The organism is Novosphingobium sp. TCA1 (genome assembly GCF_009811895.1).
GTDB classification, from domain to species: Bacteria; Pseudomonadota; Alphaproteobacteria; order Sphingomonadales; family Sphingomonadaceae; genus Novosphingobium; species Novosphingobium panipatense_A.
This window is the reverse complement of sequence record NZ_BLJH01000057.1, coordinates 1-12,085: the sequence shown is the minus strand read 5'-3', so window position 1 is coordinate 12,085 and position 12,085 is coordinate 1. Positions and strand designations below refer to the sequence as shown.

The following is a 12,085-nucleotide window of genomic DNA, read 5'->3' as shown; positions in this document are numbered from 1 at the left end:
GCTGCCTAATCCCCCAACTGGGTGACGCCGCGCGGCCGTGCCCCATGTTTGCAACAGAGCCTTCTCCGTCGATTCTCGAAGCGGTGCTGCGGCGGGCGCGCCAGCAAGCCGAACAGCTTACCTATGAAGTGCTCACGAATGGCCTGCTGCCTGACACCCTTCAGGGCCTGGACGATTTGCTGGCCCGACGACCGGGGCAGGTCGCGACATGGCTATCCTGGATGCGCAATGCGCCACAATCGCCGGCAGCGCGCAACATCCTGCGCCTGATCGAACGGCTCGCCTATATCCGCGCGCTGGGCCTCGATCGCGCCCGTGCCGACATGATCCCGGCTTTGACTTTTGACAGGCTGGCGGACGAAGGCAGCCGCATCACACCCCAGCACCTTGGCGAACTCAATGCCCTGCGCCGCCATGCGACGCTGGCGGCAACCGGCATCCGGCTTGAGGAAAGCCTGACCGACGCCACCCTGACGATGTTCGACAAGCTGTTGGGCAGCATGGCGCGCCGCGCCGAGAACCGGACCCGCGACAAAGCCCTCAAGACGGTGCGCGAGTTGCAAGGCCACCTCCGGACGCTCACGGGGTCTTGCCGCCTCCTCATCGACGCGCGCAGCAAGGGCGTGGATTCTCTGGCGCAGATCGAGGCGCTGGACTGGCAGCACTTCGCCGTGGCCGTCGAGCAGGCCGAAGTGCTCGGGCGACCGGAAACCGTCGATCGCACCGCCGAATTGATCGAGCGGCATCGGACGGTGAAGCTCTTTGTCGGCGCTTTTCTCAACGCCTTCGAGTTTCGCGGCGCCGGCGCGGTTCAGGGGCTCCTGTCAGCGCTGGCCATCATCGCGGAGCTATATCGGACCGGCAAACGGCGCTTGCCTGATCGCGTGCCGCTACGCTTTGTGCCGCCCGCATGGCGCCCGTTCGTCCTGCGGGATGGCATCGTTGATCGTGCCGCTTATGAACTATGCGCCTTGTCGCAACTACGCGAGCGGTTGCGAGCCGGGGATATATGGGTCGCGGGAAGCCGGCAGTTTCGCGATTTCGACAGCTATCTCATACCGCCGGCGACCTTTGCGGCGCTGCGCGAGAAGGGGCCGTTGCCGCTCGCCATCGAAACGGATTTCGAGCGCCATATCGAGGAACGGCGCACCAGGCTCGACACGGCGATCGAGCAGGTAACGGTCCTTGCACGGCAAGGGGAGCTGCCCCAGGTTAAGCTTGACGAAAACGGTCTCATCATCTCGCCGCTGAAGGCGGCAACACCGCCCGCCACCGAGATTGCCCGTCGCGCCGCCTATGATCGACTGCCGCGCGTGAAGATCACCGATCTTCTGCTGGAGGTCGATGCCTGGACCGGGTTCAGCGAATGCTTCATCCATCGTCGTTCGGGCCGGGAAGCCGACGATCGCAATGCGCTGCTCACGGTCATCCTCGCCGATGGCATCAATCTCGGCCTCACACGCATGGCGGAAACCTGCCGGGGCGCAAGTCTGCGTCAGCTCGCCCATCTTCACGACTGGCACATCAGCGAAGCCGCCTATGGCGAAGCGTTGGGAAGGCTGATCGACGCCCATCGCGCCATGCCGCTCGCCGCGCTGTGGGGAGACGGCACCACTTCGTCGAGCGACGGACAGCAATTTCATGCCGGGGGCCGTGGGGCCGCGATCGGCGACATCAACGCGCGCAGCGGCAACGAACCAGGCGTTGCCTTCTACACCCATGTCTCGGATCGATATGACCCCTTCGCAAGTCGGGTGATCGCGGCGACCGCTGGCGAAGCGCCCTATGTGCTGGATGGCTTGCTGTATCACCAGACCGGCCTGACGATCGAGGAGCACTACACCGATACGGGCGGGGCATCGGACCATGTGTTCGGCCTCATGCCCTTCTTCGGCTACCGCTTCGCGCCGCGCCTGCGCGACATCAAGGAGCGTCGTTTACACCTCCTTCCCGGCCAAGAATCCGGCCCCTTGCTTGCCGGCATGACGGCCGAACCGATCGCATTGGGTCATGTCGCGGCGCATTGGGACGAACTGCTGCGGTTCGCCACGTCGATCCGCACCGGCACCGTCACTGCTTCGGCAATGCTGCGCCGCTTGTCCGCCTATCCGCGACAGAACGGACTGGCCCTCGCACTACGCGAGCTGGGCCGCCTCGAACGCTCCATTTTCATGCTCGACTGGCTGCGCGACATCGACCTGCGCCGGCGCACCCAGGCGGGCCTCAACAAAGGCGAAGCCCGCAACGCGCTCGCCCGCGCGCTCTTCTTCAACCAGCTCGGCGAACTGCGCGATCGTCGGTTCGAGAACCAGACCTATCGCGCCTCCGGCCTCAACCTGCTCGTCGCCGCCATCATCTTGTGGAACACTCGCTATCTCGAAATGGCGCTGGCGGACATCGGCACAGCCGACGAAATCGCACGCCACATCGCGCCATTGGGCTGGGAGCATATCTCGCTGACCGGTGACTATAGCTGGAATGTTGAAGATCAACCCGATCCGGACGCCTTGCGACCGCTGCGCGCCGTCAACTCCCTACTTGCCGCGTGACGTTCGCTATCCGTTCGCCCTTTCCGTGCAGATACGTCACTTTCGTGTAGTCACCCCTACAACCCTATGATATGTAAACCGCGCCGTATCATAGTGGGCTTCGGATATTATTCCACCTGTTCTGATTGATTTTCGTATGGAGCTTAACTCCGGCAGCCCGACAGAGCGGCGAGTGTTGGGTTCGCGTTGTTCCACCCCCCCCAATCTTTAATGATCGAGGAAGTCACATGTACCCCATCTTTAAATGCTGAGCTTATTAGCGTGAGCTCATCAGAGACGACAGCCTCGGGATATGGCGGCTCCCCGTAAAAAGCCCCGCCGCGCAAACCCCGCATCGATTGCGGTATTGAGGCGACGTTGTGCTGGGGCTGCGCCTGTTATTTCCCTCACCAAGCCACGAAAAGGTATGATCGAGTTGACAATCGTCTTTCCACCAGCTTCCGCCACTTTACCAAGACGATTTTCGTTACGGTCCGCTCCTACATCGAAATCCGGTCCGAGAACATCGTCCAACTCAGCGATATTACGCTTTATCTCGTTGCAGGTGCGGGTCGATGCCCGATCATATGGGTTAGAAGAAGCGCTTAAGAGAATGGGTGGGATATCCTGCTTTACCGCTCCAACGTCTTTAGCTGGTTGGGAGGCAATAGATCGAACTGAATCCGGTCCGGTATTTTTGGATTCCTTGTGTCCCTCCTGAGCCGCGCCGGCAGACGCAAAAGTCAGTACCAAGATAGTAAAGGCAGCTGAAAATTTCGTCATATCCGTCCCTATCTACTATGATAATATTCAGATATTCCTGTACCACAGGGTAATTTCTTGTGTGATATTGGAGACGCCAGCACGATAAGCTGCAACGATGGACGTCACCGTCGCATCAGTGGCTCTTGTTCGCGATTCGAAGGACCGCACTGCCACATCACGTGCTGCCCCGCTTGCGACCTCTGCGCGCACGACAATAGTGATCAATGGGGGAGCCTTCAGTCCCTGATCAAAGGTGGCCGTGAACTGCGAAATTTCCGCCGACATGATGTCCGCCGGTTTTTGGAAGTCGCTTCGCGCAACTCGCGTTCGGGAAGACTGCTCCAACTGGTCAATCAGAGCTAGACGGAACATCTCCGGGACCGGTTGGGACCAACGTGCTTTTGCGAGAGCAGCAACCCGCGAGTTGGCATTGGTTTCAATGCTGTCAGGCCGCAGATTATTCGGAAATGAAAGCTGGCGGACAGCAACAACCCGTGCATCGGCATCAGGCTGCCTTTGCGGGGGCTCACTGCGAAAGGAATATAGGTCCGCAGGCTTACCTCCGCCCAGAAGCCCACCAACACAGCCCGACAGCGAGACTAAGAGGAGCGCTGAAGAGATCTTTAGCAAACTTTTCACTTTGGCAGCTCCATTTCTCGCGCTTTCCCTCTTCCGAGAACAGAACGCGGATCTTGCTGTATTTGTCGGGTAAGTCGATCGAGTGACTCGGCAGCCTTTTCAAGCCCACGTAGAGCCCCCGCCACGCGATTACCTTCTGGCCCCTCAAGACCTTCTGCACTCGCGTTCAACTTAGCTATAAAAGCCCGTGCATCGTTCGTCGCGCTCTTCGCATTCGCGGCCGCTTCTCGGATGTCTGCAAAGGCTTGCGTACCATCGCCCTGAATAGCGGTTCTCGCAGCCGCCGCAGCCTGCTCGATGTCACCCGACGCTGAATCAAGGCGACGGATTGCATTTTGAGCATCCGCAAACATTGCCTTTCGACTGTTAAGTTCTGCCGTCACTGATCTGATGTCAGCGAGCATGCCATCGACCTTTGCGATATTTCGGTCAGAAAGCACCCGATTGACCCGATCGAATGATTCAGAAACCTTAGCGAGGGTCTGCCCTCCCGCTTCCAGCACCGAATCCAACGATCCGGGCTTCGCCCTTATTATCGGGGGCTGCTCACGCGACGCATCGCGAAGCAGTGGCCTTGTAGGCGAACCAGGAGTTAACTGGATAATGCTGACACCTGTCACACCTTGGGACTCTTTTGAGGCAAATGTATCCACCCTTATGGGTGTACTCTCTTCGACCTTCACATCGATAATCACACGGCGAGAATTCGATGGATCTACACGAAGCTTCGTGATCTCCCCGACCTTGATGCCGTTAAAATCAACTTCGCTACCTTCGGTTAGGCCGCGCACAGGTCCGTCAAAAACAACTCGATAATGGTCGAAGCCTTTACCGAATTGGTCGTTACCTAGCCAGAGAATGAAGCCAATCGCTGCCACCAGCAGACCAACTGTCAGACTACCCACCAGAGCGTAATTGGCATGCCTCTCCATTTAGTCGCCACCTGAGTTGAATCGCCGTGCTCTTCGGCTTTGAAAATAAGAGCGTGTCCATTCGTCTTCAGAATCACGCAGTTTCTCGACTGCGTCAGACGCGACGATCCTTTTGTCCGCCAGAACCGCTACTCGATCAGAAATTTGAAACAGGCTGTCCAGATCGTGGGTGACCATGACGACAGTCAATTCCAAGGCATCACGCAGCGATACGATCAAGTCGTCAAATTCTGCAGCCGCGAGGGGATCGAGGCCGGCCGTTGGTTCATCTAAAAAAAGAAGCTTGGGATCGAGCGCTAGTGCACGTGCAACGCCAGCACGTTTTCTCATGCCGCCGGAAAGTTCTGCCGGGCGCTTATAGGCTGCATCATTAGCAAGCCCGACCAGAGAGACTTTCATCTGGGCCAATCGACTTAGAAATTCGCCTCGAATCTCAGTATGTTCAAGAAACGGCGCTTCGACATTCTCCTGAAGCGTTAGGGATGAAAATAGCGCACCGTTTTGAAACATCACGCCCATATTTGATGCGAGCCATTGTCGATCAGGACTATCAAAGATGTCCTGACCGTCTACTACTACCGATCCAGAAACTGGTCGCTGTAATCCCAACATCGTATTGAGCAACACGGATTTTCCGCCGCCCGAAGCGCCAACTATTCCAAGAATCTCCCCGCGATAGACGTCGAGGTCCAAATCTTCATGGATTACCGTTCTACCGAACGCTGTTTTAAGGTTGCGTACTTCGATCACCCTTTCCCGCTCGGCCATCACAGGTCCAGTTTCATGAAAACGAGGGCGAAAGCTGCATCGAGGAGGATGATGGCGAACAATGCCTGAACGACTGCGGTCGTGACGTTTCTACCCAACACCTCGACGTCGCCACGGACGGCCATTCCCTGGCGGCAGCCAGTCAGTGCAATGATGATGGCCATTACAGGTGTCTTGATCAGACCAAGCCAGAAATGCTGGAGGTCCACCGTCTGCCGAAGACGCTCTACGAAAAACACTGGTGAAATATCTAAAGAAGCCCAGCTCACAAGCAGGCCACCAAGAATGCCGGCAATCATCGCTGCGACTGATAAAAGCGGGAGAGTAATGATCATCGCCAGCACGCGTGGGGTTACAAGCGCCTCCGTGAGATCGACACCCATGACCACCATTGCATCTGTTTCTTGGTTCATTCGCATAGCTCCGATTTGGGCAGCGAATGTAGACGTCGATCTGCCAGCCAGAAGAATTGCCGGTATTAGCACCCCAAACTCGCGCAACACCGATACCCCAACGAGCTGAACGGTGAAAACCGATGCCCCCAAGTTCTGCAGCAGGTTCGTGCCGACCAAAGCCACCACTGCCCCGATGAAGAATGTCATCGTCATGATGATTGGGAGCGCCTCGAGACTTCCCTGCTGCATCACGCTTACTAGCGCTCGCACGCGTAACCTGCGAGGGTTGATAACCGCTCTTCCAACGCCCACCTCAGAGCGGCCCAGGAACAAGATGTTACCATATAGTTCGCTCAGCCCTGCAACCACTTTGCGGCCTAAGCGTGTGAAAAAACCATAAGACTTTTTGGGTTTTTTGGTCGCATGTTCCTGGATCGCGGGGGCAACGATGTCTAGGACACGCCGAAGTCGATCTGGTACATCGTTTCCTAGATCGCTGGCACCAAGCGCCTGAATAAGCGCGAACGCGCCTGCACTGTCGACCCGCCCTAATTGGCTCCAGTCGATCTGCCCGTCTGAAGCCAGCAAACGGCCATCGGCCGTTGCTCCCGCCGATTGGACCGTTGAGGCCAACCAATCGCCCGAAATTTTCGTTATGTTGTTTTCGGAATGAATGACGGGTTCAGAGAACGGCAAAATCACACCCAAAACCGTTTATGGTACGATACGGTATACTTATCGTGAGGGGATGTGCAATAGGGCAGGCTCACCGTGCTGTTCGCACACCGAGAATCGGCGTCCTCCAGGCACTGGCTGATGTGCGGGAACGGTACGGCCTAAAACTTACCTGCCGTCTTAATGGGATATCATCTCGATGGAGACACGGTCGAACAGCTTTCTGGTTCTCGCAGTGACGGGCTTGCTGCTGGGCACCTTGGTCTTTACGCTGTGGCTGTTGGAGCCTCGCAACGGGAACCGCAGGCCCTATATGATCCGCTTCTCAGGAAGCGTCGCCGGCATTGAAAAGGGATCACCGGTGACATTTTCGGGCGTGCCGGCTGGGCATGTTACATCTGTCGAATTCGACAGCCAAGACCCGTCCGTGGTTCTGGTAGCTGTCAATTTGGAACCAGAAATCCCTATCGTTACCGGCGTCAAGGCTACGATTGTCCGATCAGCATTAGGCGGAACGGCGAACATCAGTCTCGATGGCGCAACACATGATGCGCTCCCGATCGTTGCCGCAAAAGACGGGGAGTTCCCGATCATTCCTGCCAAGGAGGGCGGGCTTCTTGGTGGTGGGGGAGACCCGATAGCACTTGTGGAGAAGATCAGCCGCACCGTGGACTCCGTTTCACTCAACCTTGGTGCCGCTCAGCAGCAGCGCGCGAGCGAGCGTCTTGCGGCGCTCGCGCACAACTCCGCGGGGTGGGCAGACAAGGTTGGAACGGCGTCGGAGGGACTCATGGGTGCGCGAGGGCGTATGGTTACCTTGGGAGAGGGTTTGCAACGGTCAGGCAATCGCGCCGAAAGTCTGAGGGTCACCTTGAAAGATCGCGGTCCATCCGCTCTTGCTAAGGCGAACCGCAAATTAGGGATCGCTCGTGACTCAGCTGAAGGATTCGCTGCCCGCGCCGAGGCTCTGAGGCCCGAGATCGAGCGGGCGACCGCCCAGCAGGACCGCCTGGTCGAGACAATAGGTTCAGTAAGGGGCAAGGTAAGCGCCGTCAGGGAGACGGCCGTTCGTATCGATCAGGAGGGGCTGGGTCTAGGCTCTCCGTCCCTCCCCACATACAAGCCTGACGCAGAGCCTGGGAAATAATCTGCTTGCAACGTTTTCAAGCCGTCGGCGGAGTCCGAGCCGGCGGCCACGGAGCCTACGGCCCTTGCGGCATTGCTCGTCAAAGTGCTCGGATCGCGCTATCCTCGGTCCAGGAGAAAGAGATTGAGCGATGATGAGAAGAAAAAGGCGCGGCGCCCCCGAAAGATGGGCAGACCGACCACCGAGGACGCGCTCCGCCTGACCTCGCACATCCTCAAGAGCGCTCGCCAACTGTTCTTCGAACACGGGTTCGATGGCGCCAGTGCCGACATGATCGCCGAACAGGCGCGCATCTCCAAACGAACACTGTACGCGCGCTTCGGCAGCAAGGCGCGCGTGTTCGAGGCGGTGATCCTCGACGAGATCGATACGCAGCTGCGCGCGCTCGAACCCTCCGGCAGCGACGAACCCGACATCGGATCGCGCCTTCGCGAAATTGCCGATCGCCTGCTCGAGTGGCTCCTGACGCCCCGGATCGCCTCCATGGAACGTGTCGTCATCGCGCAAGCCGTGCGCTTTCCCGCGCTTGCGGCGAACATCCACGATTTCGGTTACCAGCGGGCCGTCCAGTGGGTGGCATCGATCCTCGCCCACGCCAATGCCAAGGGAGAGCTGTCGCTGGCCGACCCCGTGTTCGCTGCCGAGCAGTTCGTCACACTCGTCGTGGTCGCCCCCATGCGCCGTGCAGCGCTGGGGTTGTCTCCGCCAGCGTATGACGAGGCGGCGCGCGATCGTATCTCGCGCGGTATCGACCTGTTCCTTGATGGCTACCGCCCGCGAGACGGGGATGGTTGCAGCAAGTGATGCCCGCCACGGACGACGAGCCTCAGATCGGTGAGCGTGCGCGCCTCGCAGAGCTTATCCAGATCATGGGGCGCCACGGCCTGAACGGGCTCGCCTCTCGCCTGGGCCTGCTGCCCGGTCGTTCCGAGCAGCCGGTGGACGTCAGTACGCCCGAGCGGGTCGTCGCGCTGCTGCGGGACCTTGGACCCGTTGCGGTCAAGCTGGGGCAGGTGCTGGCGACCCGTGAAGACCTGCTCGGGCCGGAATGGGTGCGCGCGCTGTCGACGCTGCAGGACCGGGTGACCCCGTTGCCGTTCGAGGCGCTGGAGCCGACGATCCTGGCTGCGCTTGGCTCCCCGATCGCGGACGTGTTCGCGAGCTTCGACCGCGAGCCGATCGCCGCGGCCTCGATCGCGCAGGTTCATGCAGCCACCCTGAGCGACGGAACCGAGGTCGTGGTAAAGGTACGCCGACCGGGGATCGCGGAACGCGTCGATGCCGACCTGAGGCTGCTCCGCCGCATTGCGCGGCTCGCCGCGAGACACTCACCGGAGATCCGCCGCCTCAGGCCCGACGAGCTGCTCCGGTTCTTCGCGGAGAGCCTGTCGCAGGAAATGGACCTCAGTGCCGAAGCGGCAGCCTGCGAGAGCATTGGCGCGTTCCTGCAGCCGCTCGGCGTTCGCACGCCCGCCTTCTACTGGGATCAGGTCGGCCGCCGGATCAATGTGCAGCAGCGGCTCGACGGCATGCCCGTCCGCGCTATCCTTGATGGAGCGGGAGACTGCGGTGCGGATATCGCCGGCATATATGCAGATGCAGTCCTGCGAATGATAATCTTCAACGGCCGGTTCCATGCGGACCCCCATCCCGGCAATGTCTTTGTCCTCGCCGATGCGTCGCTGGCGTTCATCGACTTCGGGGCGGTCGGCGTGCTCAGCCCCGCCCGACGAAACGAGGTTGTTACGCTCGTCCTTGCGATCGCCGGCGAGGACTCGCGATCGGTGACGGACGTGCTTCTGCAATGGTCGGGCGAAACAGACGTCGATCGCCAGGCGCTGACCCGCGAACTCGACGCGCTGATCGGCCAGTTTCGCGGGGCGGTACTCCAGCAGATCGAGCTCGCCGACGTCTTCGGTCGCGTCTTCGCGCTGCTGCGCACCTACCGCCTGGCGCTACCACCCGATCTGGCCCTGCTGCTGCGGACCCTGTTGATCGCCGAAGGGTTCGTACGACGGCTCGATCCCGGCTTCGACATCGCGGCGCGCGCCGCACCGATCGCGCGCGAACTGCTGCGGGAGCGGATCGGCCCGGCCGGCATCAAGCGGGGCGGACGCCGGCTGGCGACTAGCCTTGGCCGGCTGGCCGCCGCCTCGCCCGAGCTGGTGGCTTTCGCCGAGCGGGTAGCGCGGTCGGGCGCGCTGCCGATTGAATTACAGGGAGGCGCGGTTTCCCCAAATCCGACGTCGCCCTGGCGCGCCGATCCCAACATCCTATCAGCCGGGCTGCTCGTCGCCGGCGCGATCCTTCAGCGCGACCATGATGTTGTCGGCGCAATGATGATGGCATCTGCGGTGCTGCCAGCAGCCTGGGCTTGGTTCGCAAGCAGGCAGAGGCGCTGACCTGCTATTGCAGACCTTTCCACGTAGTCGGTTTCCACCCTCCCTCTATCGCGCGCTTGTTTCGCCAATCGGGCGTCATCGCTGAGGGAGTGGAACAATCCAGGACAGGTGGCGTTTTTCCAAAAAGTAAACCGGTCGGTGTATATATTGCCGCCTAAATTCATCGAACAGGGGCCTATGCTTGTCCGAACTATTGGGAAACCGATCGCATGTACCGACTGAGGAGTGGTCGGAATTTGGCGCCGCATTGAGCGACCTGATGCCTAGGCTGGCGAGCTATGCGCGATCGCTGGCCAGGAATTCCGATACTGCACAGGACCTTGTTCAGGAAACCTTGCTGAAGGCCTGGCGCCACCGCGCGTCGTTTGAGCCCGGTACGAATTTGAAGGCTTGGACCTTCCGTATCCTCCGCAACTCCTTTCTGTCGCAGGTTCGCCGTCGAGGTGCGGGATATGCGAGCGAAACCGCCGAACTCATCGATATTCCTGTGGCGTCAAACCAGGAGTCGGTCGTGACGTTGAGCGATGTTCGTCGCCTGTGGTCCCGCCTGACGCCCGAGCAGCAGCGGTGCATCCAGCTCATCGGGATCCAGGGTTTGAGCTATGAAGAGACAGCCACGATCGAACAGGTTCCTGTCGGGACAATCAAGAGCCGCGTATTGAGGGGGCGGCAGCTGCTACGCGAACTCCTGGATCAAACGAACACCGGTAAGCATTTCAAATCGGAAACTCAAATCGTGCCAACAGATACGATCCGCGAAGCCGAGCCAACGATAATCGACGAAGTGCACAACAGGCAGATTGAGCTGCTGCAAAGCTGGCGGACGAAGCGTGCGGCTGATCGGTGTTCGGTAGGCTGAATCTTATATATCGCTTGATCCTGTTCTGATGTCCCCAATTTCAGGCTCATCACCAGATTGACCATCAACGACTTGACGTTGATGGCATCGCACCCATGCTACCAGTCGACATCCTCCAGCGCGTCTTGTGTGGGCTGGTTTCCGGACCACTCCGCCTCCCGCATCCAGCATTACGGGGATGGGCGGCGCGCGCCGTGAGGAAAGGGCCGTTGGAGGCTTTCCGCTATCGCGGCGAAGCGGGGATCCATCAGTCAGCAGTCACTTCTGCGCTAATGGCTTCCTGCTCCGGTGCCGGGAGGTGACGATACAGCGTAGGAACCGAGACCCCGATCGTCGGTGCGATCTCGCGAATGGTCATCCCGGAGGCGAGGAGCTTTCGCGCTGCCTCCAGTCGTTTGGGCGTCATGACGGTTTTACGACCGCCTACCCTGCCTTCGCGCCGTGCCACGATCAACGCTGCGGTGGTCCGCTCACGATTTAGGTCGCGCTCCATCTCCGCCATGGCAGCCAGGATGTGGAAGACGAGCTTGCCGGCTGCTCCCGCGGTGTCGATCCCGTCAGTGATCGAGCGAAGGCCGATACCGTTTTCGGCCAGCTCGGCAGCCAAGTCGACAAGACCCTTCATCGTTCGGCCGAGCCGATCGAGCTTCCAGACCACCAGGACATCGCCGGCGCGAGCGTGCGATAGCGCCTCCGCCAAGCCGGCGCGGTTTGCCTTAGCGCCGCTCGCCTTGTCGGAGAAGGTCCGCTCGCAACCGGCATCGCGCAATGCATCGAGCTGGGGCGTCAAATCTTGTTCGGACGTCGATACCCGCGCGTAGCCGATCAGCATGAGGTTGTCTCAAAACTCACCCGCCGCACCTAGCACGAGCGCAAGAAAATGAGAAAGCGTTTTGATAAGACGGTGGACCGCGCGGCTCTGTTGCAAACATGGGGCACGGCCGCGCGGCGTCACCCAGTTGGGGGATTAGGCAG

Annotated in this window: 11 protein-coding genes; 5 read left to right on the top strand and 6 right to left on the bottom strand. The window is 59.9% G+C overall.

Features of this window, described 5'->3' with window-relative positions; all coding sequences use genetic code 11:
• The coding region (locus NTCA1_RS26910; protein WP_159832378.1) for a Tn3 family transposase at nucleotides 1–2,549 on the top strand (2,549 nt) is incomplete at its 5' end.
• Nucleotides 2,550–2,819: 270 nt separating this feature from the next.
• Here NTCA1_RS26910 and NTCA1_RS26905 read toward each other — a convergent pair.
• Genes NTCA1_RS26905 through NTCA1_RS26885 form a run of 5 tightly spaced genes read right to left on the bottom strand, consistent with a single transcriptional unit; the run spans nucleotide 2,820 to nucleotide 6,729 of the window.
• Nucleotides 2,820–3,311, bottom strand: a complete 492-nt coding sequence (locus NTCA1_RS26905) for a hypothetical protein (RefSeq protein WP_103097528.1) — start codon at nucleotides 3,309–3,311, stop codon at nucleotides 2,820–2,822.
• A gap of 27 nt (nucleotides 3,312–3,338) precedes the next feature.
• A complete protein-coding gene (locus tag NTCA1_RS26900) occupies nucleotides 3,339–3,932 on the bottom strand; it encodes an ABC-type transport auxiliary lipoprotein family protein (RefSeq protein ID WP_122129124.1) in 594 nt (197 codons plus the stop codon).
• Nucleotides 3,929–4,864 (bottom strand): MlaD family protein, encoded by a 936-nt coding sequence (locus NTCA1_RS26895; RefSeq protein WP_122129125.1) that lies wholly within the window; start codon nucleotides 4,862–4,864, stop codon nucleotides 3,929–3,931. Before NTCA1_RS26895 ends, NTCA1_RS26900 begins: the two co-directional genes overlap by 4 nt.
• The gene (locus NTCA1_RS26890) at nucleotides 4,865–5,632 is read right to left on the bottom strand and encodes an ABC transporter ATP-binding protein (RefSeq protein WP_159832377.1); all 768 of its coding nucleotides are present in this window, start codon (nucleotides 5,630–5,632) and stop codon (nucleotides 4,865–4,867) included. It abuts the gene before it with no gap.
• On the bottom strand, nucleotides 5,632–6,729 hold the full coding sequence (locus NTCA1_RS26885) for an ABC transporter permease (RefSeq protein WP_010339519.1): 1,098 nt from the start codon (nucleotides 6,727–6,729) through the stop codon (nucleotides 5,632–5,634). The genes NTCA1_RS26890 and NTCA1_RS26885 overlap by 1 nt, the downstream gene beginning before the upstream one ends.
• A gap of 172 nt (nucleotides 6,730–6,901) precedes the next feature.
• Here NTCA1_RS26885 and NTCA1_RS26880 point away from each other — a divergent pair, with 172 nt between their 5' ends.
• The 4 genes from NTCA1_RS26880 to NTCA1_RS26865 all read left to right on the top strand — a co-directional run bounded on the left by NTCA1_RS26880 (nucleotide 6,902) and on the right by NTCA1_RS26865 (nucleotide 11,110).
• Nucleotides 6,902–7,849 carry an MlaD family protein gene (locus NTCA1_RS26880; protein ID WP_010339518.1) on the top strand — a complete coding sequence of 316 codons (948 nt, stop codon included), beginning with the start codon at nucleotides 6,902–6,904 and terminating at the stop codon, nucleotides 7,847–7,849.
• A gap of 123 nt (nucleotides 7,850–7,972) precedes the next feature.
• Nucleotides 7,973–8,653 (top strand): TetR/AcrR family transcriptional regulator, encoded by a 681-nt coding sequence (locus NTCA1_RS26875; protein ID WP_010339517.1) that lies wholly within the window; start codon nucleotides 7,973–7,975, stop codon nucleotides 8,651–8,653.
• Complete coding sequence (locus NTCA1_RS26870) at nucleotides 8,653–10,251, top strand: AarF/ABC1/UbiB kinase family protein (RefSeq protein ID WP_010339516.1); 1,599 nt, start codon at nucleotides 8,653–8,655, stop codon at nucleotides 10,249–10,251. The genes NTCA1_RS26875 and NTCA1_RS26870 overlap by 1 nt, the downstream gene beginning before the upstream one ends.
• 247 nt (nucleotides 10,252–10,498) lie before the next feature.
• The gene (locus NTCA1_RS26865; protein ID WP_122129127.1) at nucleotides 10,499–11,110 is read left to right on the top strand and encodes a sigma-70 family RNA polymerase sigma factor; all 612 of its coding nucleotides are present in this window, start codon (nucleotides 10,499–10,501) and stop codon (nucleotides 11,108–11,110) included.
• A 247-nt stretch (nucleotides 11,111–11,357) separates the two neighbouring features.
• Here the strand turns inward: NTCA1_RS26865 and NTCA1_RS26860 are convergent, their stop codons facing one another.
• Nucleotides 11,358–11,942, bottom strand: a complete 585-nt coding sequence (locus NTCA1_RS26860; RefSeq protein ID WP_010339514.1) for a recombinase family protein — start codon at nucleotides 11,940–11,942, stop codon at nucleotides 11,358–11,360.
• Nucleotides 11,943–12,085 lie beyond the last annotated feature (143 nt).

What these genes read in the sequence shown, in the direction of transcription:
- NTCA1_RS26890 (WP_159832377.1), bottom strand. Translation starts at nt 5,632, where the DNA reads ATGGCCGAGCGGGAAAGGGTGATCGAAGTACGCAACCTTAAAACAGCG.
- NTCA1_RS26870 (WP_010339516.1), top strand. Translation starts at nt 8,653, where the DNA reads ATGCCCGCCACGGACGACGAGCCTCAGATCGGTGAGCGTGCGCGCCTC.
- NTCA1_RS26905 (WP_103097528.1), bottom strand. Translation starts at nt 3,311, where the DNA reads ATGACGAAATTTTCAGCTGCCTTTACTATCTTGGTACTGACTTTTGCG.
- NTCA1_RS26880 (WP_010339518.1), top strand. Translation starts at nt 6,902, where the DNA reads ATGGAGACACGGTCGAACAGCTTTCTGGTTCTCGCAGTGACGGGCTTG.
- NTCA1_RS26895 (WP_122129125.1), bottom strand. Translation starts at nt 4,864, where the DNA reads ATGGAGAGGCATGCCAATTACGCTCTGGTGGGTAGTCTGACAGTTGGT.
- NTCA1_RS26860 (WP_010339514.1), bottom strand. Translation starts at nt 11,942, where the DNA reads ATGCTGATCGGCTACGCGCGGGTATCGACGTCCGAACAAGATTTGACG.